The organism is Paenibacillus chungangensis, from assembly GCF_042675905.1.
In the GTDB taxonomy this organism is placed as follows: Bacteria; Bacillota; Bacilli; order Paenibacillales; family Paenibacillaceae; genus Pristimantibacillus; species Pristimantibacillus chungangensis.
This window is the reverse complement of sequence record NZ_JBHTJZ010000067.1, coordinates 12,799-33,095: the sequence shown is the minus strand read 5'-3', so window position 1 is coordinate 33,095 and position 20,297 is coordinate 12,799. Positions and strand designations below refer to the sequence as shown.

General features: G+C 46.1%; 14 protein-coding genes. 4 read left to right on the top strand and 10 right to left on the bottom strand.

Going from position 1 to position 20,297, the window contains the following annotated elements; all coding sequences use genetic code 11:
• Nucleotides 1–21: 21 nt before the first annotated feature.
• Genes ACFQ2I_RS20995 through ACFQ2I_RS20970 form a run of 6 tightly spaced genes read right to left on the bottom strand, consistent with a single transcriptional unit; the run spans nt 22 to nt 6,327 of the window.
• The gene (locus ACFQ2I_RS20995; RefSeq protein WP_377567767.1) at nt 22–1,224 is read right to left on the bottom strand and encodes an FkbM family methyltransferase; all 1,203 of its coding nucleotides are present in this window, start codon (nt 1,222–1,224) and stop codon (nt 22–24) included.
• A 47-nt stretch (nt 1,225–1,271) separates the two neighbouring features.
• On the bottom strand, nt 1,272–2,561 hold the full coding sequence (locus tag ACFQ2I_RS20990; RefSeq protein ID WP_377567765.1) for a nucleotide sugar dehydrogenase: 1,290 nt from the start codon (nt 2,559–2,561) through the stop codon (nt 1,272–1,274).
• A 14-nt stretch (nt 2,562–2,575) separates the two neighbouring features.
• Entirely contained in the window at nt 2,576–3,310 is a 735-nt protein-coding gene (locus ACFQ2I_RS20985; protein ID WP_377567763.1) for an ABC transporter ATP-binding protein, read from the bottom strand.
• An 18-nt stretch (nt 3,311–3,328) separates the two neighbouring features.
• Nucleotides 3,329–4,105 carry an ABC transporter permease gene (locus ACFQ2I_RS20980; RefSeq protein ID WP_377567761.1) on the bottom strand — a complete coding sequence of 259 codons (777 nt, stop codon included), beginning with the start codon at nt 4,103–4,105 and terminating at the stop codon, nt 3,329–3,331.
• 13 nt (nt 4,106–4,118) lie between these two features.
• Nucleotides 4,119–5,234, bottom strand: a complete 1,116-nt coding sequence (locus ACFQ2I_RS20975) for a glycosyltransferase (RefSeq protein WP_377567759.1) — start codon at nt 5,232–5,234, stop codon at nt 4,119–4,121.
• Entirely contained in the window at nt 5,203–6,327 is a 1,125-nt protein-coding gene (locus ACFQ2I_RS20970; RefSeq protein WP_377567807.1) for a glycosyltransferase, read from the bottom strand. The genes ACFQ2I_RS20975 and ACFQ2I_RS20970 overlap by 32 nt, the downstream gene beginning before the upstream one ends.
• Nucleotides 6,328–6,728: 401 nt before the next feature.
• Here ACFQ2I_RS20970 and ACFQ2I_RS20965 point away from each other — a divergent pair, with 401 nt between their 5' ends.
• The 3 genes from ACFQ2I_RS20965 (at nt 6,729) to ACFQ2I_RS20955 (ending at nt 10,644) form a co-directional block, all read left to right on the top strand.
• Nucleotides 6,729–8,984, top strand: coding sequence for an O-antigen ligase family protein (locus ACFQ2I_RS20965; protein WP_377567757.1), 2,256 nt, complete (start codon nt 6,729–6,731; stop codon nt 8,982–8,984).
• Nucleotides 8,985–9,072: 88 nt separating this feature from the next.
• Nucleotides 9,073–10,122 carry a peptidoglycan DD-metalloendopeptidase family protein gene (locus ACFQ2I_RS20960; RefSeq protein ID WP_377567755.1) on the top strand — a complete coding sequence of 350 codons (1,050 nt, stop codon included), beginning with the start codon at nt 9,073–9,075 and terminating at the stop codon, nt 10,120–10,122.
• A 66-nt stretch (nt 10,123–10,188) separates the two neighbouring features.
• Nucleotides 10,189–10,644, top strand: a complete 456-nt coding sequence (locus ACFQ2I_RS20955) for a bactofilin family protein (RefSeq protein WP_377567753.1) — start codon at nt 10,189–10,191, stop codon at nt 10,642–10,644.
• Between the two features lie 76 nt (nt 10,645–10,720).
• Here ACFQ2I_RS20955 and ACFQ2I_RS20950 read toward each other — a convergent pair whose 3' ends face one another.
• From ACFQ2I_RS20950 to gltB, 4 genes are all read right to left on the bottom strand, one after another.
• Complete coding sequence (locus ACFQ2I_RS20950) at nt 10,721–11,524, bottom strand: ABC transporter permease (RefSeq protein ID WP_377567751.1); 804 nt, start codon at nt 11,522–11,524, stop codon at nt 10,721–10,723.
• On the bottom strand, nt 11,508–12,428 hold the full coding sequence (locus ACFQ2I_RS20945) for an ABC transporter ATP-binding protein (protein ID WP_377567749.1): 921 nt from the start codon (nt 12,426–12,428) through the stop codon (nt 11,508–11,510). The genes ACFQ2I_RS20950 and ACFQ2I_RS20945 overlap by 17 nt, the downstream gene beginning before the upstream one ends.
• 88 nt (nt 12,429–12,516) lie before the next feature.
• Nucleotides 12,517–13,341 (bottom strand): sugar phosphate nucleotidyltransferase, encoded by an 825-nt coding sequence (locus ACFQ2I_RS20940; protein ID WP_377567747.1) that lies wholly within the window; start codon nt 13,339–13,341, stop codon nt 12,517–12,519.
• Between the two features lie 705 nt (nt 13,342–14,046).
• Entirely contained in the window at nt 14,047–18,651 is a 4,605-nt protein-coding gene (gene gltB / locus ACFQ2I_RS20935) for a glutamate synthase large subunit (RefSeq protein ID WP_377567745.1), read from the bottom strand.
• Nucleotides 18,652–18,968: 317 nt separating this feature from the next.
• Here gltB and ACFQ2I_RS20930 point away from each other — a divergent pair, with 317 nt between their 5' ends.
• Nucleotides 18,969–20,294 (top strand): stalk domain-containing protein, encoded by a 1,326-nt coding sequence (locus ACFQ2I_RS20930; protein WP_377567743.1) that lies wholly within the window; start codon nt 18,969–18,971, stop codon nt 20,292–20,294.
• Nucleotides 20,295–20,297 lie beyond the last annotated feature (3 nt).

Genomic DNA, 20,297 nt, shown 5'->3' with positions numbered 1-20,297 from the left:
TGTCACCTCAGTTAAAATTAGCTAGAAGTCCTTTGTAATTCTCCCTCTTAAATACCAGTATTTCGCTGTTAATCTTCCTAATTTTGAGTTTCTTAGCAACTCGAAGTTTCTTGTCATTTTATATAGTTTTGCAGATAAACTGTTCTGGGCAAGTATACTTGCTTTTAGTTTTGTTAATGCTTCTTCTTCAGAATTTAGACATGATACAAGTTCTTGATTTTTCTTCTCAATAGTTTCTTTCATATGTTGCATTTTTTGCGAGTATTCTTTCAGTCTTTGTTCATATTCAATTATCTCCTTCTCTAGATTATCTATTATAAGAGACTTACGATTACTCAACTCTTCTAATCCTTGAGTAACTTCTGTTTCTTCATTTGATTTCTTCAATATTTCATCCAATTTTTCGTGAATTGAATCTAATGATTCCAAATTAATAGAATTTTTTTGATTGATTTCAATAAGCTTCGTATTTTGAGTCGATATTATTTTATTTAATTTCCAATTTTTTTGAATAAGTGAACTATACTCTTCATTAATATTGCGCTTAAATAAATTATCCATTTCAATTTCAGCAGGACTTTCCACACTCATTTTCATATAGATAAAGTTATAATTAGTCCGATCAATTAATTTATATTTAAATTGATTCAAGTACTCGTCAATATCAAAGAAATTCTCTTTAATTTCAATCCAAAGGACTGGATGTTCATTTAATAGTATTTGTTTCATGCCTTTTAGTACACTCAACTCAAATCCTTCTACATCAATTTTAATAAAATCCGGTCGTGCAAACCCAGAATTATCTAAAGATATCATTTGTATGAGCCCAGAGTCATCAATAAAAACCTTACAAGCCCCCATATTTGAGCTGTCTAGGATAGAATTCACTTTACCATCCTTTTCACCTACTGCAGCATGTATAGCAATCGCATTTTTACAATCATTAGTCAATAAGTTTGCTTTCAAAAGTTCAAAGTTTTGCTCTATTGGTTCTATAGAAATAATATGCTTGGGATTTGTGTATTTCGAAAAATATAAAGAGTGATTCCCTATATTCGCTCCAATATCGTAAATAACAGCATTGTCTGGAATATACTCACAAAACCTCTCTAAATCTGAAATTTCATAGTATTTTTTTGTATTGCTAAGAATAGTAGTGACATATTCTTTATCATGGCCATACAAAGAAGTACCATCTAGTAATTCAACCTTCAAACTGCACATCCCCAATCCCCCTAACTCCATTTTTACTGTACTTGAATAGTAACTATTTAACTACTTGAGATATGTTCGTATCTTCTAGTTATATTTCGGTCGTTAATATTCCCAAAATTATACACTTCAATTCCAACACTCTCTTTTAACCTAATAATATTCTTTGTGTCGAATATTTGAGGAGTTCTCATTCTATTGACTATTACAAATTCATCCAGTTCTTTGAATTCATTATGATCAGTTAACACTAATATAAGATCCGCCCCAGTAATAGCATCTTCAAAAGATAAAAAACTTTCTAATCGAATATGGGGGTCGTGAATTGCTATTTCGCATTCCCATTGTTCTAATATTTGAGCGACTTTCAATGCAGGTGATTCTCTCATATCATCCACATTCCCTTTATACGCCATTCCTAGAATAGCTATTTTAGGGTTTTCTATACTTTCTAACAGTTTCTTAACTACATCTACAACAAATGTCGGCATACCACTATTTGTTTCCCTTGCCAATTGAATGATCTTTGAATTGTCTGGCGACTTTGCGGATATAAAATATGGATCAACAGCGAGACAATGCCCCCCTACTCCTGGGCCGGGACTGTGGATATTCACTCGCGGATGTTTATTGGCCATATCAATGACATCTAACACATTTATTTTCAGGTCATAACATACTTTAGTTAATTCATTCGCAAGTGCAATATTAACATCTCGAAATGTATTCTCCATACATTTAGACATTTCAGCAGTTTTCGCTTCAGTTTTAATAATTTCACCTTTAACAAACTGAGCATATACTTTAGCTGCAGCCTCTGTACAATTGGATGTTAGTCCGCCTACTATACGGTTATTATAAACTAGTTCTGTAAGAATTTGCCCTGGTAAAACTCGCTCAGGGCAATGTGCTAAAAATATGTCCTCTCCTATTTTGTATCCTGCAGCTTGAAATAGTGGTCCGATGTAATCATCCATTGATCTTGGAGCTATTGTTGATTCAATAATCACAGTATTGCCGCTACGAAGATGAGGAATAATTGCACGACATGCATCTAACACATAAGTCAAATCACAACTCATATATAGATCATCCAGGTTCGGAGTTGGTACTGTAATCATAAATACATCCGCTTTATCAGGTTCTGATATGGCTTTAAACTTTTTCTTTTTAACAGATTCCTTTAGTAGATCCTCGAGTCCAGGCTCTTCAATATGTAGTTTCCCATTATTGAGCATTTCAATAATTTCAGGCTTTACATCAACACCAATAACGTTATTCCCATAACTTGCGAACATTACTGCAGTAGGAAGGCCAATATAACCCAATCCCATTACACATATCTTCATACTATTATTTCCTTTCAATTTGAATTTTTATAGTCTGCTATTAATTCACCAGGATTACCAATACTTTTCACTTCTCCGTGTTCTAACCATAATGCCCTATCACATATATTCTCTACTTGCCCTAGCGAATGTGAAACAAACAAAACTGTTGTACCTCCACTCATCATTTGACGTATTTTTTCTTCCGACTTTGCCTTAAACTTTATATCTCCTACAGCTAAAACCTCATCCACAATTAATATATCAGGTTGCACGATAGTTGCGATTGAAAACCCCAATCTGGCTTTCATACCAGAAGAGTAATTTTTCAGAGGTGTATGAATAAACTTACCAAGCTCTGAATACTCAATAATTTCATCAATTTTATGAGCAATAAATTTCTTTGTATATCCAAATAACAATCCATTTAAATAAATATTTTCTATTCCAGTAAGTTCTCCATTGAAACCCGCTCCCAATTCCAATAATGGAGCGATACTTCCGTGTTTCTCGACTCTACCTATAGTTGGCTTTATAACTCCTGCAATTATTTTCAACAATGTACTTTTTCCAGCACCATTTAGTCCAATGATCCCAAAAACTTCTCCTCTATTCACAGTAAACGAAACATCTTTTAACGCATAGAACTCTTCATACTTCAACTCATTTTTCAATTTCTTTATCAGCAGATATTTAAATGAGTCGATCTTTTCAGTTGCTAATCGATACTTCATTGATACATTAGAAACATTCACAGCAATATTAGCCATATTAATAATTCCTTTTCTTTATAAATGATAAATAAACTTATCTTGAGATTTGTAAAAAACCAACAATCCAATCACACTGTATATAACTGCATAGCTTAACGCCAACAGATTCAATTGCATATTAGGAATACTGCTATACATCACAATTCCCCTAAACATTTCTACTATTGGGTATAATGGGTTCATCAATATAATAGGCATATACTGCTCCGGTATAATGCTGACAGGATAAAATATTGGGGTCATATACATTACCACCAACATAATAATTGAATAGAAGTGCTTTACATCTTTAAAGAATACATTGATTGATGCTAATATCAGCCCTAATCCGCCACATATTAATAATAGATATACTAAAGGAACAAAAAACAATAAATTCACCCATGTAAAAGACATACCTGTTGCAATCATCATCCCAAGTAATGGAACAAGAGATAAGATCAATGATACAAATGATGAGACTAGTCGAGATAACGGAAAATAGTATTTGGGTACATATACCTTTCTAATTAATGCCCCATTCGAAAGTATTGAGTCCATAGCAAAGTTCGTAGACTCAGAAAAAAACTGGTACAAAATTCTTCCTATCAGCACGTATACAGGGAAATTGGGGATATCATTTTTAAAGAAAGTCATAAAAACAATACTTAACACCAACATCATTAATAATGGATTAAGCATACTCCATAAAACACCTAATATTGAGTTGCGATATTTTAGCTTTATGTCTTTCCGAACAAGTTCAATAAATAAATCCCTGTACTTGTACATATTTAATAAATATACACGCATAATAACAAGCCCCTTATTGCTCAATATGCCAATCATTTTTTAAGAGAGGTAGTAAGTTCATTAAAGCAGTATCCCAGTTATATAAACTACGAAAAATATGAGCATTGGGAAGACTTGTACTGTTGTACAATTTAATCATTCCCTCTGCAATGGAATGATAACTATTTGGATTAACATAGTATGCCGAATCACCAAAATATTCTCTAACTGGTGGTACATCCGATACTACAACATTGCATGAGAGTGCCACAGCCTCTAATGAAGCTAAACCAGGGGTTTCAATATAACTAGGCTGGATATGTCCTTTGCTATGTTTAATAATCTCGTATACAATATGTTGATCACAATAATTTAAAAAAATTACATTATCTTTTGCGATTTTTTTTACGTACTTACCATAAAGCGAATCATTTGCAGCTACTTTACCAACAATGACTAATGGTATTCCGATGGAATTTGCAGCTTTTACAAGATTGATCTGATTTTTTCTTGGCCCAATAGTTCCAACACAACAAATATAAGACTCCGGTAATAGATAGTTGTTAAGCAATGTTCGATCTTTACACATTGATAGCTCTTCTAATTTAATTCCGTTATGGACAACTACTGCTTTTTGCTCAATTGGTATCCAACTGAATTTTTCTATTAAGTGTTGTAATTCTGCCTTTGAATTAGGACAAATATATGCTGCGTTCATAAATATATATTTAATCATTTCGTTCAAAGAAGAAGGGAAATCTGAAACACTCTTATACTTCTGTTTTAGCAATTTCGACCTTAACATATCCTTCATTTTTTGGGGTAGAAATTTTTTAATGAAGTTTCTCACACTAAAAACATCCTTCATTTTCAACTGATCCATGTCCCAGTAAACAGGGAAAAATATATATGGGACATCCCAATTTACTGCTCTTTGAGCTTGTATAAAAGCTTGATCTGGCAGTTGGAGGTTGAAAATAATTATGAAAGACATTCCAGTTAAGTCAGCATCTATGTCTGAGGTGACAATTACCTCAAACTGATTTTTTTTAAGAAAATTTGAGATTTGATGAATTTGCACTGTATCTCCACCGGGATTAGTTTGAGCATCATCTCTTTCAAAAATCAGTATTTTTGGGAGCTGAGCCATTGACCATCCCTCCATCAGTCATATGTTTTAAAATAAGATCTACTTTACTAATCCAAGAATGATTAATAGCCTCAAGTTTCAACGAATTCACATATTTTTCATCATTTTTTAAAGTTATTGCATTATGTATTTGTTTCAACATTTCCTCTTGCGTATCATAAGTGAGTACTCCGTGTAACCCAATCACCTCTGGCAATGATGAGCTAATCGTTATTTTCCCTCCAGCCATATATTCAAATATTTTCACCGGTGAAGTATTTCGCGTAATTTCATTTATCTTAAATGGAAGCAGGGCGATGTCAAACTGACCTAACAGCTCCGGGATTTCTGAATAAGTTACTCGTGGCAGAAATTGAATATTGGAAATTTTAGACAACTCTCGCACTTGTATTATACAAGCCGGATATACTTCTCCCACAATAATAAAATTCCAGTTTGGCCGAAGGATTGCGACCTGCTTGATTAATTCATAATCAAACCATTCAGCTATTGCTCCATAATACCCTAGTGTTATTGAATCAGAATCACTTGCTTTGTGTAAAACAGTTTTAAAATCCTCTACATTTACACCGTTTTGAATGAGTAGACAATCATCTCTCCACTTACTAACTTCTTTTTTTATAGAATTCGCAGTGGCGATTACAACATCTGCATTTTCTAAAGCCTTTGAATGATGACTCATTATCTCAGGGTATTCATCAAATGTTGTTAAATGGTCTATACAATCATAAACTAAAGATGTATTATGATGTTTCTGAAATTGTTCAATCACTGAATTCTGATGAGGCCAGTATTGCCAAATAATGGTGTAAATATTCCTGAGATTTTCTGTTAGCACCTTGCCACCCAGGCCATCATTATAAAGAAAAATGGATTCTTCAATTCTATTTAATCCACGAACGTACCAATCAGGCGCGTAAGTAAAAGAGGTGTCAACCATATAAATCACTTTAAACCCTTTTTTCGCAAAGGCTCTAGCAAGTTGTTGGGGCCTCTGAAATAAATATCCCCAAGGGCAACTTGGAGATGGAAAAAGGATTATTTTGTCCTTACTATTAAAATTCTCATTCAATTGATTACTAATTTGTTCCACAGTCAAAAAACCCAATATTCTCCTTTTTAACCCACCCTTCAGATAACGATTTAGTATTTTTCTTATCAATATCTGTGGTGTTTTAAATAGAGAAATTTGCTTAGAGAGCTTCGCAAAATTTGCCATTATCGTCTCAATTCCAATCTTCATTTCTAATTTTGATCATTTGAGTGCTCTGTTCCTTATTTGATTCTTCACAATACGTAGTCTATCAGACAAATTCATATATGAACACCTAATACATTAATTTATAAAATTGAGTTGTCGATAAAAAGTGTTCTCGATACTATATCCTACATTCTCCCCCCACCCATATAGTAATCCCTCACCACATTTGATAAAATAATAGAATATCTTTTCCAGTTAACACATAGAATAAACAAAGATAGGAGTACATACGAATGGGCGCACGACAGAAAGCGACAAAACGGGATTACCCGGGAAATACGGGAAGAGGAGAGGTGTCGCCTCTATGGTGGCTTGGCGCTATCGGCCTTGCCCTGTTTTTTATTTTTTTCCCTTATGACAGAGGTTTGTTCAACGGATACGAGTCCAGCTTCGAACCTCCAATCTACAAGTCGGCAATTTATATCTTTATTCTATCATTTCTTCCCCTCATATACCTAATCCGGAATTGGAAAATTTCCAACCATACGGGTATAATGTCGATTGCTGTCATGCTGATTCCGCTTGTTTACTGGATTTCCTCCATGCAGGCAGTATCAGATTACTATGCAGACTTTATGGTCATGGTCTACGGCATGTTCGCACTCTTTTTCATAAACGGCTTATATACCGCAGGAGCGGTACAGACTCGCTACATAATCGAGGGCGGCATCATGATCGCCGGCGGTATCATTGTATTGTTCGGGTTATTCAACTTATTCGGACAGACTTATTATATGGACGCTCTATGGCGCGCGCATGACGGCTACCGCCTAACATCAGTATTCCAGTACTCCAATACTTATGCCGGCTTCCTGATTGCTCTATTCCTTGCTTGCTTGTACTATGCATCGCACAGCGGCAACCGTTATATCCGGCTAATGAACGCCGCTTTCCTTGTACCCATATGGATATCGTTCATGCTGACGTTCTCACGCGGTGCATTCGTCATCATCCCTATTGTTGTCTTGCTTACTATACCGTTACTGAAGCTGACGAAGCAGATTACCTACTTGCTCTATATGGTCTTCTCCGTAGCGGTGTCCATGATCATTCTGGGCAAGATTACGACAATCATGAATGACATCGCGGCCATTGTTCAACCGACGGGATCGAAGACGCCGTCCACGATATCGCTGTTCAACTCGCTTCCCGCCACTGGGTGGGGCTTGCTATTGGCCGCTTCCTTAGTGTCGGCAGCATTCGTCTGGCTATATCACGCCAAGCTGGAGACATGGGTGGAGAGCAAGCTTGCGCGAATTGCCGATCGGAAGTGGTCGTTCCTTCTTATCCCTGCGCTTATTGTAGTGATTACGATCGCAAGCGCCGCATTACTGCTGTCCAGTCCGGCCGTCAGAGGATTGCTTCCGCAGCAGCTGGCTGACCGATTCGAGAATATTAACTTCAACCAGCACAGCGTACTTGAGAGGCTTACGTTCTATAAAGACGGCTTGAAAGCAGCCAGCGATTATCCTGTCATCGGTGCAGGCGGCGGGGCGTGGCAAGCGATGTACGAGCAATACCAGAACAATCCTTACGAGAGTAGACAAGCCCATAGCTTCTACGTTCAAGTGCTTGTGGAGGTCGGCTGGCTCGGTCTGGCAATCTTGATTGGCTTCATTGCCTATGCTTACTTCTTGTACATCCGGTCGCATATTCGGCATCCCGAGCTTCGCGGCAGTCACCTGGTATTCTTTATTCTGTCGCTGTCATTGCTGGCGCACAGCGCAATGGATTTTGATATGAGTTATGTCTATATCGGGGCGTTGGTGTTCCTGTCGCTTGGATGCATGCTGGCGCCATTCCGGAACAAGCTTGAGATTGCATCTCTATCCAATGTTCAGTTCAACGATTGGCGGAAAAGCGTCTATCCAGCACTGCTAGCTGTTATCTGCTTCACTCTGCTTATTGTGACGTCAATCCATTACTCGGCAGCAAGCCGTTACAACGAAACGATAACAATGGCCGTGGAACAGAAGGCTTCCTACGCTCAGCTTATGGAGATGCTGGATAAGTCTATCGATCAAGCGCCGGATCAAGCGACGTATTCCGTCACTAAGGTAAGCTGGATACTGCAAGTATACGAGCAGAGCAAAGACCCCGAACTGCTGAAGCAAGCACAGCAGACGCTGGACTCCGCGCGCAAGCATGACGAATATAATCGTGGGCTTCTATCACTGCAGATCAGATTGCATCAATTGAACGGTAAGCTGGAAGACACGCTACCCGTCTTGGATGAAGCGCTACTGAAGTTCCCATGGATGATCGAGATGTACGAGCACGCGATGCTCGCCTATGGAGATGTGCGTAGGATTGCACTTCAGAGCAAGGACGAGGAGAAGGCTTCGCAATACGAGCAACGCATTCGCGATTTAGAGGCTGAGGTGAATCGAAGAATGACCATGCTGGAGACGCTGCCGGAGGAGCAGAAGCAAGGACGCAGCTTCTATTTCACCACTCCAATGAAGGAAGTGCTGGCATCGCTGAAATAAGTTTCAAGGTATGTTTTCCCCTGCAGAGGAATAAATAGTCATAGGACGTTCTGTACGACTATACTGCACGTGGGAAGGAGCAAGCTACTTGAGACGAGCGCGCAATTCAACATGGTCCTTCGTCGTCATGCGCGGCGCTGACAAGGCTGTCAAGCAGTTCGCGGTATCCAGAAGATCGGTGATCGCAGTCCCTGTGGCCGCCGTTCTGGCGGTATCCGGCTGTGTAATCAGTCTCCAGATGAAAGCCGCTTACGAACTGCGTAGTCTGGAGACTCGACTGGAGGCCCAATCCGCGCAATATGCCAAGGCGATGGAAGGAAGAGACAGCACGATCAAGGAGAAGGATCATGCAATCGCAGCTCTGCAGCAAGAGCTTGAGGAACTGATGCGTCAAGCTCAGACTCTGAAGAAGAAGATGGATGAGCTGACTGAGCTGGAGTTGAAGCTGAAGACTTTCATCGAAAAGTATGGGAGCAGCGTCAATATCCAGCAAGGGTATTCGATAGCCGAGCCGGAGGTTCGACTTCAAACAACCGCTGCGCCTCGCGTCCAAACTTTATCCGCTACGCGGTCTGATGGTGCCGCGGCTCTCCCCTATACTCGCGATGCTGTGCAGATGGCCTCCTATGCCCAGGACACCTCTCTTGATCTGGTGGAGCTTAGCCGAATGGTCGATGCGATGGAGCAATCGATGGTACAGACGCTACGCCAGGCACAGCATAAGAGGGAGACGGTCGATGCTATCCCCTCGAAGTGGCCTACTGCATCCAAGCAGCTAACTTCCGGCTTCGGCTACCGCAAGGACCCCATCACGGGTAGCATCAAGTTCCATGCAGGCATCGATATTCAAGGCAAGAGCGGAGACACCGTATTCAGCGCTGCGGATGGTGTCGTCTCGGACACCGGCTATGACAGATGGCTCGGCTATTATATCATTATTGACCATCTCAACGAGCTGCAGAGCGCGTATATGCACCTGAAGCAGATCGATGCCCGCGTCGGCGAAGAAGTCGTGAAAGGAGAACGGATCGGATTGCTTGGCTCCAGCGGCAGAAGCACAGGCCCTCATCTGCATTTCCAAATCATGCAGACAAACGAACCTGTCAACCCTCTCAAGTATACCGCTCACCGGAGTTAATCATCATAGGGAGCAAGTCTGTCGTTTCAAATCGAGATCACGATATGAAATGGAGGATTAGACCTTATGTTCAAAGAAAATCGGCGAAACACTTCTACTGACACGCTAATAGGAGCAGGTACTGTGGCGGAAGGCAAGATGACAAGTGAAGCCAATCTGCGGATTGAAGGGGAATTCCATGGTGAAATCGCGTGCAAAGGTGCTGTCATCATTGGCGAGCAAGGAGTAGCGCACTCCAATATCTCCGCTCAAGACGTGACGTTGGCCGGCAAGGTGTACGGAGACATAGCGACGACGGGAAGGCTAATTATTACATCATCCGGCCAGCTAACGGGCAATATGATGACGAATCACCTAATTATTCAAGAAGGCGGCATGATTAACGGCAGCTGCCTTATGGAACAACCGGCCAACGAAGCGAAGCCGTCTTCACCTCATGAGAAGGAATCAGCTACCGCTGCCGGCAAGCAAGACAGCAAGAACGCCAATGAAGAACGCAGCCGTTCCAAGCAAGCCGTCTAACGGTATCCTTTATGGAGAACGCCGTGCCTGAACACTCCGATCAGGAGCATAGGGCACGGCGTTTTTTGGCGCTTATTCAAGCCGCCACGTCTCGCTTATTGAACACATACCAGGTTAACGCCATGAATAGCGCATAGTAACCGGCCAGCACCGCTAAGGAGAAGCCTAGCGACATACCTTCCCGAATCGGAATGTCATTCAAGTATTGCGTCAAATTCAAATGTACGAACAAAATGTAATCGACCCACTTATACTGCAGCGCAGCAAGCAGCATCACGACGTTGTTCACGACCAGCAGCAGGAACAGAGCAAATCCGATGGCCAGGCCGCTGCTGCGGAACACGGTAGAAAGCATGAAAGCGAGCGTAACCGTCATAACCGTCGTAATCAGAGTCAGGCCGTAATATTGCAGCATGTAGCCCACTGTTGACACGCCTTCCTTCATCGGAAACGTCGGTTCGGCTTGTACAGAATTGAATAGGTCGAAGATGAGCCAATTAACGACAATGGTGCTTGTGAAAAGCAGCAAGGCAAGACACAAGGCGAAGGCGACTACGGCGATATATTTGGCCAGCAATATTTTGGAACGGGACCATGGTCTGATCAACAGCAGCTTGATCGTACCTGATGTAAATTCTTCAGCTACTGCTCCTGCCGCGACAACAACCGTGAAGATGGTAATGAGGAAGAACAATATCGACGATTCCAGGAATACGACATCCCACATGGATACGTCCCTGCCTCCGAAGGCGGCCCACATAATGGAGATCATCAGTACTAATCCGACCAGGATAGCTCCCATTATATAAGTGCGGGCTCTTCTGTAAATCTTCATATTCTCATTGCGCAGCAATCCAGCGAAATTACCCAATGCTCTCACCTCCTGTCACCTCCAGGAATTGATCCTCCAGCGACTTGCTGTCTCTTCGTATGCCGTATACTTTAATTCCGGCAGCTACGAGTAAGGCGTTCAGTTCCGCCGCTCGCTCTCTATCGGCATCCAGGGCAATATGTCCGTTGCCAGCAGCTTCGGCCGGTTGACCATTCGTCACCAGTATGTCCATCGCCTTGTCGGCTTGATCGACTTCATACAGCATCCTTGATGCGCTGGCGCTTTCCCTCTGCTCGCCAATGATTCTCTCATCGATTAGCTTGCCGTTCTGGATGATGGCCACACGATCGCACATCAGCTCCATCTCTGACAGCAGATGACTGGATACGAAGACTGCAATATTCTCATCCTTGGCTAGCTTACGAAGGTAATCTCTAAGCTCCCGTATTCCCGCTGGGTCCAGCCCATTCGTCGGCTCGTCCAATATGAGCAGCTTCGGCCGGTGAAGAATGGCTTGTGCCAGTCCTAGTCGCTGCCGCATGCCGAGCGAATAGGTTCTTACTTTGTCATGGATGCGATTGCCCATACCGACGACTTCTATCGCTTCTTGAATGCGCTGCTCTGTCACCCCCGGCATCATTCGCCCGTAATGCAGCAGGTTCTGATAACCTGTCAAATACTTGTACATTTCCGGATTTTCGACGATAGCTCCAACGTAGCTGATTGCTTTCTCGTACTCTTTCTCAATATTGTAACCATTGATGGTTATCTCACCTTCGCTAAGCGACATGAGACCGACCATCATGCGGATCGTCGTTGTCTTGCCCGAGCCGTTCGGCCCCAGGAAGCCGAATACTTCACCCGGTCTCAAGTCCAATGACAGTCGATCGATAATGGTGCGCTTGCCGATCCGCTTCGTCACTTCGCGCATCGATACGATGATAGGTTCCATTCCGCGTCATGCCTCCTTCTATCCATTATTCCTTCCGGCTGCTTCAACCCCATCATTATATACGATAGCGGAAATGAATGGTAGCGAATCAGAGCGTGGCACGCATCGATAGCGACGTCCATGCGCCCAGTCTCATGCATATGCCGTCATAGACGACCACTGACTTGCTAATCATAGGCTGATAGGTGAGCTTGTCCTCCATACTCAGGTCGGTCAAGCGCTGATACTGCTTATACAACTGCTCATAATGCACAGGCAATCCTAACTCGGTCAGGCGATGAAGCATGAATTCCAACCGGAAGGCATACACTCCGCTGCTCCATAATGCGCCTTGATTCACCAGCGCTTCCGCTTCTTCCAGAGAAGGCCTTCCATGAAATTCAGCCACCTCGTAATCATAATGGGTCTGCGCATCTTCATAATAGCTGGATTCCGGTATAATGTAGCTATATTGCTCGCAGGCGAAGCTCGCTCTTGTGCCTACCATCATCATCGCCGCCCCACTGTCACGCAGCAGCTTGGGAAGGCTACGAATGCAATGGTAAAAATCTCCGCCTGCGTACAAGTCCATAGGGAGGATAATAATGGTTTCGGATAAAGGAAGAGATGCGGAATAAAGATAGGCTGCGGCCAATCCCGCTGAGGCAAAAGTGTTCTTCTGCCTGGGAGAGTGAATAATCGGCGTCTCAGGTCCCAATTGTTCTCTTATTATTGCGGCATGCTCACTGCATGCCGTCAAGCTACTGTGTTCTATAAGATCCGCTCCAGCAAGTCCGCTCCATAACCGCTGCAGTAGCGACTCCGGCTTGCCGTCCTTGCCTTTCAACACCTTCGCATACTGATGATGCCTATTTTTTCCCGTTAACGGCCACACTCTGTCGCCCGATCCGCCTGTCAATAAAATGATTTTCACCTCATCATCCTCCTCAAGGCTTCTCCTACTTTCGTACATTATACCTGAGCCCTCGGAAGAATCATGTCGGATGCTGACAGGGACAGCCTGCTTTATGTTACGGGTTTTGTCGAAGTTACATACACTGGAGGCGCGCCTGTATGCGATTCTGCTAGTTTAGTGTTGGCTACATACACTGAGGGCACGCTCGCACGGGATTTCGCCACTCTAGTGTTGGCTACATACACTGAGGGCACGCTCGCACGGGATTCCGTCAATTTAGTGTTGGCCACATACATTGGGGGCACGCTCGCACGGGATTCCGTCAATTTAGTGTTGGCTACATACACTGAGGGCACGCTCGCACGGGATTCCGTCACTTTAGTGTCGGCCACATACACTGAGGGCACGCTCGCACGGGATTCCGTCACTTTAGTGTTGGCCACATACACTCTAGACGTGCTCGCACGAGATTCCGTCAATTTAGTGTTGGCTACATACACTGAGGGCACGCTCGCACGGGATTCCGTCACTTTAGTGTTGGCCACATACATTCTACCTCCAACCGAGGTCACATCGCCTGCAGCTCACCATTCGCTCACTTTACCCAAAATTTGTCGAGGTGAAAGACAACTCTAACCCAAAAATTCATAAAAATTCTTTATTTACAAAAACCCGCAAGAGGAGCATGACGCCCCACTTGCGGGTTCTTCCATAAATAACAGCTTACTTGCCGCCTGCGCGAGCCAGCTCACGCTTGTTCGCCTCGAATGCAGCCAGCAAGGCATCTCCGCCTTGCAGTCCCTTATCCTCGGCGCGCTGAATCTGTTCCAGCATCCGCTTGTAGTCCTTCGGTATGATCTTGATGAACTTCGCAAGCGAAGCATCCCAGTCCGCCAAGATGCGCGAACCGACAGCACTGTCCGTATATTGGACATGTCTCTCAATCATGATGCGAAGCTCGGCTATGTCGCCTTCCGTCTCCATCCGCTCCAGTAGAACCATCTCCAGGTTGCAGTGGTGATGGAAGTCGCCCGTCTGATCATAGACATAAGCCACGCCGCCGGACATCCCTGCACCGAAGTTGCGTCCCGTCTCTCCTAGCACGACAACGCGTCCACCCGTCATATACTCGCAGCCATGATCGCCTACCCCTTCCACGACCGCACTTACGCCGCTATTCCGGACAGCGAACCGTTCGCCGGCAATACCGCTAATGTATGCTTCGCCGCTAGTCGCGCCATACAAGGCCGTATTGCCCGTCACGACATTCTCCTCCGCCTTGAACGTTGCCTTCGGTGACGGCGCGACGATCAGCTTGCCGCCGGATAGCCCCTTGCCGAAGTAGTCGTTCGTGTCGCCTTCGACCGATAGCGTGATTCCCTTCGGAACGAACGCTCCGAAGCTTTGACCGGCTGTGCCGATGAAGCGATACCAGATGGTATCTTCAGGCAAGCCCTTCGCGCCGTAGCGGGAAGTCACTTCGTAGCCCAGTATCGTGCCGACAACTCGGTTCGTATTGAGAATCGGGAACGTGCCACGCACACTCTCACCGCGCGCTAGAGCAGGCTCCGCCAGAGGCACAAGCTCCTTCATATCCAGCGACAGCTCCAGGCCATGGTTCTGCTTCTGTACACCATATCGGGATGAACCTTCCGGCACTTCAGCTTCATACAGAATGCCTGACAGCTCAAGACCTTTCGCCTTGTAATGCTCCATCAGCTTCTTCGTATTCAGACGGTCCACACGGCCGACCATCTCGTCGATCGTACGGAAGCCCAATTCCGACATAATCTCCCGCAATTCTTCGGCGATGAAGCGCAAGTAGTTCACGACATGAGACGGATCTCCCATGAACTTGTTGCGAAGCTCCGGATTCTGCGTAGCCACCCCGACCGGACAAGTATCCAGCTGGCAGACACGCATCATGACACAGCCCAGTACGATAAGAGGCGCAGTAGAGAATCCGTATTCTTCAGCGCCCAGTAAAGCTGCAATCGCAACATCCCGGCCATTCATCATCTTGCCGTCCGTCTCGATGACAACGCGGTCGCGAAGATTGTTCAGCATAAGTGTCTGATGCGTCTCCGCCAGACCAAGCTCCCAAGGCAATCCCGCATGGCGGATGGAACCCATAGGAGATGCTCCGGTACCGCCGTCATAGCCGCTTACCATGATGACATCGGCACGGCCTTTGGCCACACCTGCCGCAATCGTGCCGACGCCGACCTCGGATACCAGCTTCACGTTAATGCGGGCGCGAGGATTGGCATTCTTCAGATCGTGAATCAGCTCGGCCAGATCTTCGATAGAGTAGATGTCATGGTGCGGGGGCGGCGAGATCAAGCCGACACCCGGCGTGGAGCCGCGCACTTCCGCTACCCATGGATAGACTTTCAGGCCAGGAAGTTGACCCCCTTCGCCAGGCTTCGCCCCTTGCGCCATCTTAATCTGGATCTCATCCGCATTGACCAGATAATTGCTCGTTACGCCGAAGCGTCCCGATGCCACCTGCTTGATTGCGCTGCGGCGCAAGTCGCCGTTCGCATCAGGCGTGAAGCGGTTCGGATCTTCTCCGCCTTCGCCCGTATTGGACTTGCCGCCCAGTCGGTTCATCGCAATCGCCAGACTCTCATGCGCTTCCTTGCTGATGGAGCCGAATGACATCGCGCCTGTCTTGAACCGTTTCACGATGGACTCAACCGATTCCACTTCATCCAGCGGCACGGATTGGCCGTCCTTCTTGAATTCTAACAACGACCGCAGCGTGAGATGCTTCTTGTTCTCTCCTTGGACAAGGCCGGAGAATTTCTTGTACAGCTTGTAATCGTTCGCGCGAGAAGCCATCTGCAGCGTATGAATTGTCTGCGGTGTGAACAGGTGATCTTCGCCGTCCTTGCGCCATTGGTAATCGCCGCCGGAGTCCAGCTCCTTCTCGGAGCCCTCCTGTTCTGCGAATGCGCGATTATGATGCTTCAGCGTCTCCTCAGCGATTACATCCAGTCCGATGCCGCCGATTCGTGAAGGCGTCCACGTGAAGTACTCGTTCACAACCTCTTCACGAAGGCCGAGCGCTTCGAAGATTTGAGCGCCGCGATAGGATTGGATCGTGGAGATGCCCATTTTGGACAATACTTTGACGACGCCCTTCGTGGCCGCTTTCATATAATTTTTCACCGCTTTGTCATGGGACACGCCTCTTAGTATGCCTTGACGAATCATGTCGTCCAGCGACTCGAATGCAAGATAAGGGTTAACCGCACTTACGCCGTAGCCGAGCAGCAGCGCGTAATGGTGCACTTCGCGAGGCTCGCCGGATTCCAGTAGAATGGATACTTTCGTCCGCGTTCCCTGGCGGATCAAGTGGTGATGCAAGCCAGCCACGGCAAGCAGCGCCGGGATAGCCGCATTCTCCTTGTCGACGCCGCGGTCGGACAGAATGAGTATATTGTGGCCCTTCTCAATCACGCGATCTGCCGCTTCGCACATCAGCTTCATGGCTGCGCGAAGTCCTTCTTCTCCTCCGTCGGCGGGGAAGAAGATCGGAAGCGTAATCGACTTGAAGCCGGGACGGCGTATATGCCGCAGCTTGGCGAACTCTTCATTGGATAGAATCGGCGTGTCCAGCTTAATATGACGACAGCTCTCCGGCTCCGGATTGAGCAAGTTGCGCTCCGGTCCGATCGTCGTTGCCGTAGAGGTCACAAGCTCTTCGCGAATCGCATCGATCGGCGGATTCGTCACCTGCGCGAACAGCTGCTTGAAGTAGTTGTACAGCCGCTGCGGACGCTCAGACAAGACAGCGAGAGGCGCGTCATAGCCCATGGAAGCGATCGGCTCCATGCCGCTGCCCGCCATCGGTTCCAGCACCTTGCGGATATCCTCGAACGTGTAGCCGAACGCTTGCTGGCGCTGCTGTACAGTAGCATGGCTCGGTTCAGGCGTCTCAGGCGCATCCGGCAAATCATCCAGATTGATCAGGTGTTCATTAAGCCAGTCTCTGTAAGGATGTTCAGATGCGATAGCCGCTTTCACTTCCTCATCGGAGATGATGCGACCTTGTTCCGTATCCACTAACAGCATACGTCCCGGACGCAGACGATCCTTGTACTTGATGTCTTCCGCAGGAATCTCGACCGCTCCCGCTTCAGAACCAAGAATAATATGGTCATCATTCGTAACATAATAACGCGCCGGACGCAGACCGTTGCGGTCGAGCATCGCGCCAATCTGAGTGCCGTCCGTAAAGCCCATTGCCGCAGGTCCGTCCCACGGCTCCATCAGAGTGCTGTGGTATTCGTAGAACGCTTTGCGCTCATCGCTCATACTCTCATGATTGGCCCATGGCTCTGGCACCATCATCATGGCGGCATGTGGCAAGGAACGGCCGGCAAGATACATAAATTCAAGTGTGTTGTCGAACATGGCGGTATCGGAACCGTCCGGATTAATGATCGGCTTGATCTTCTCCAGATCCTCCCCGAACAATTCGGAAGCGAATAGCGTCTGGCGGGCATGCATCCAGTTCACGTTGCCGCGAAGCGTGTTGATCTCGCCATTATGAATGAGGTAATGAAACGGATGAGCGCGTTCCCAGCTCGGGAACGTATTAGTGCTGAAGCGGGAATGCACGAGGGCTAGCGCCGACACGACGGTCTCATCGTTCAGCTCTGTGTAGAAGGAACGAACCTGTTCGGTCGTCAGCATTCCTTTGTATACGATTTTTTTGGAGGACAGGCTGGTGAAGTAGAACATGTTGCCGCCATCTTTGCCTGCATATCGAATGGCTAGCTCCGCGCGCTTGCGGATGACGTACAGCTTACGCTCGAATGCGAGCGTATCCTTAAGGTCGGCGTTCCTGCCGATAAATATTTGACGCACATAGGGCTTGACTTCCAGCGCGGACTGACCGAGCTTCTCGTCATTGGTCGGCACAGTACGCCAGCCGATAACGGATTGCCCCTCCTTCGCGACTATTCCCTCCAGCTCCTGCTCAATAGCCGCGCGGGCGCCTTCATCATGCGGCATGAAGATCATTCCGACCGCATACTGTCCTTCAGCAGGCAGCCGGATGTCCGTCTTGCCCATCTCCGTCGCGAAGAACCGATGCGGGATTTGAAGCATAATCCCTGCTCCGTCCCCGGTGTTAGGCTCGCTGCCTTGTCCGCCGCGATGTTCCATGTTTTCAAGCAGATCAAGTGCCTGGGTAATGATTTTATGCGACTTTACCCCTTTAATGCTAGCGATGAATCCCATGCCGCAAGCGTCCTTCTCGAATTGTGGATCATAAAGGCCCTGCTTCGGCGGTAGTCCCAAAATGTTCTCTCTCATTGCATGCAACCTCTCTATTAGAAGATTTTTGGGTTTCTGATCACTTATTTGGCTTCATTTTTGGCATAAAGTGTCATAGAATGGTAGTTAACGAGGCTCATCGGCCGGATACTTGCCATCCCAATTGCCATCTACCGTTGCTAAGCGATTGTTTTATGATTTTATCACTAAGGAGTAATTTGAATCAATTCAATATTTTTATAATTGTGATAAGGAATGTTTGGCAGCTTGCTTCACATCGGCTGGCAGCACGATGGTATAGTATGCGCGGAACCCAGATGAATCTTCATAGATCATAACAGAAGGATGTGTCATCATTGATTAGAAAATGTAAGCATTTCGCTCTTGTCGCAACCGTCATCCTGGCAACGAGCGTTCACACAAGCGGCATAGCTGCGGCAACGGCTTTACCCGGAACGGAACAAATGGACAAGCTTCGTGAACAGTACCGGATCGTCGCACTAGGGGATTCTCTTGCAGCCGGGTACGAGTTCGGTTTCGACTTGGAATCCGTGCCCTACGGGTTCGTCGAGCATGTCTACGAACAAGCTTTGTTCCAGGGAGAACGGGCCTTCTACAGCAACTACGGCGTGCTGGGGCTACGCACTGAGGGGCTTGAGAACTGGCTTGCTCTAGCTGAATCGGGAGATGCCGCCCAAGCCGAGCTTATTCAAGCCGAGCTGCCGGATCCCAGAGCCGAAGTCATCTTCGATCAGACGCCTCAGCTTCGCGAAGACATTGAGGATGCCGATCTGATCCTTTTATCCATCGGAAGCAATGACTTCTCTTCCTTAATGAAAGATCTGGGCGAGGAAGCGGTGTTCGAAGATTTGGCGACAAGTGAAAAAGACGAGCTCAAAGCCGGGCTCCAAAGCTCATTGGATACATATGAAGCGAGTTTGTCAGAATCGTTGCGAACGCTTGTCGGCCTGAATGACGAGGTGAAGATCGTCGTGTCCAATCAATATTTACCCATTCCGTTCATAAGCGCTAGGGGCAAACGCAATTATTTGATCGATGAATCCACTGCCCAGTTCCTGGTCGAAGGTCAGGCGAAGATTCATGAACGGCTCAACCTTGTGGCGGAGGAACTGCGTGCGGAGGGATATGACATCGAAGTCGTAGATGCCGCCAATGTAATCGAGAGAAGCATATTGGGCTTCACCACCGTGAAGGAAGGAGATATTCATCCTACTCGGGAAGGCTACGAAGCATTGGGGAAAGCATTCTCTCAACTGCTATGGGGAGAATATCACGAAGTGAAGGACAGAGCTGAAGGGGTGCCGATCTCTGTCGTCGTCAACGGGGAGGAAGTGCTGACCGATTACGCACCCGTCATTATTAAAGGCAGAACGTTCCTTGCGATTCGAGATATTACAGATGCCATGGGCGCCGATTTGAAGTGGGACGCGGAGACCGATACGGCGATTATCTCACTGGCCGATCGTCAAGTTGAGTTGACCATCGGAGCAGATACGATCGTCGTGAATGGCGAGACATTGCCGCTCGGCGCCGAACCCGCTTTCCTGAAGCAGTTCCCTGGAGAGAAGAAAACGTATGTTCCGCTGGCGGCATTGTCTGGCGGCCTGGGCTTTCAAGTGGTATACCGGGCGGAGATGAAAGCCGCATTCATCAACGAGTAGTCT

What these genes read in the sequence shown, in the direction of transcription:
- ACFQ2I_RS20945 (WP_377567749.1), bottom strand. Translation starts at nt 12,428, where the DNA reads ATGGAACCTATCATCGTATCGATGCGCGAAGTGACGAAGCGGATCGGC.
- ACFQ2I_RS20995 (WP_377567767.1), bottom strand. Translation starts at nt 1,224, where the DNA reads ATGTGCAGTTTGAAGGTTGAATTACTAGATGGTACTTCTTTGTATGGC.
- ACFQ2I_RS20955 (WP_377567753.1), top strand. Translation starts at nt 10,189, where the DNA reads ATGTTCAAAGAAAATCGGCGAAACACTTCTACTGACACGCTAATAGGA.
- gltB (WP_377567745.1), bottom strand. Translation starts at nt 18,651, where the DNA reads ATGAGAGAGAACATTTTGGGACTACCGCCGAAGCAGGGCCTTTATGAT.
- ACFQ2I_RS20980 (WP_377567761.1), bottom strand. Translation starts at nt 4,105, where the DNA reads ATGCGTGTATATTTATTAAATATGTACAAGTACAGGGATTTATTTATT.
- ACFQ2I_RS20985 (WP_377567763.1), bottom strand. Translation starts at nt 3,310, where the DNA reads ATGGCTAATATTGCTGTGAATGTTTCTAATGTATCAATGAAGTATCGA.
- ACFQ2I_RS20975 (WP_377567759.1), bottom strand. Translation starts at nt 5,234, where the DNA reads ATGGCTCAGCTCCCAAAAATACTGATTTTTGAAAGAGATGATGCTCAA.
- ACFQ2I_RS20965 (WP_377567757.1), top strand. Translation starts at nt 6,729, where the DNA reads ATGGGCGCACGACAGAAAGCGACAAAACGGGATTACCCGGGAAATACG.
- ACFQ2I_RS20990 (WP_377567765.1), bottom strand. Translation starts at nt 2,561, where the DNA reads ATGAAGATATGTGTAATGGGATTGGGTTATATTGGCCTTCCTACTGCA.